The following is a 658-nucleotide window of genomic DNA, read 5'->3' on the forward strand; positions in this document are numbered from 1 at the left end:
TGTCTATAAAAATAAAGGTGCAAGTGGGGTCGACGGAGTAACGGTCGACGAACTAAAGCAATACCTGAAAGAGAACAAAGATGAACTGCGTCAGCGCATCAGAACAAGAAAATACCAACCACAAGCTACCTTAAGAGTGGAGATCCCACAAGAAAATGGAAAGATGCGCAAATTGGGAATACCAACAGTAGTGGATAGAGTCGTTCAACAAGCCATTCATCAAGTTCTCAGTCCACTATTTGAAAAGCAATTCAGTGAATTCAGTTACGGTTTCAGACCAAAAAGAAGTTGTGAAATGGCGATAATTAAAAACCTGGAGTTTCTGAATGATGAACATGATTGGGTAGTCGACATTGATCTTGAAAGATTCTTCGATACCGTCCATCACGATAAACTCATGAGAATCATATCCAACACAATAAAAGACGGAAATGTCATCTCGTTAATCAGAAAATACTTAGTCAGTGGAGTCATGGTGAATGGAAAATATGAAGACACACCTGTCGGTACTCCGCAAGGAGGCAACCTCACTCCACTATTAAGTAATATAATGTTAAACGAACTTGATAAGGAACTGGAGAAAAGAGGACTAAGGTTCGTGAGGTACGCTGATGATGCCCTTATCTTTGTGAAAAGTGAAAAGGCAGCGAACCGAGTA

1 protein-coding gene is annotated in these 658 nt (G+C 40.3%); it reads left to right on the top strand.

Annotated features, from left to right (window positions below; all coding sequences use genetic code 11):
* A partial coding sequence (ltrA, locus tag N0M92_RS29210) for a group II intron reverse transcriptase/maturase (protein ID WP_260289037.1) occupies positions 1–658 on the top strand: 658 nt, incomplete at both ends.

This window comes from Peribacillus aracenensis (assembly GCF_025175645.1).
GTDB classification, from domain to species: domain Bacteria; phylum Bacillota; class Bacilli; order Bacillales; family DSM-1321; genus Peribacillus; species Peribacillus aracenensis.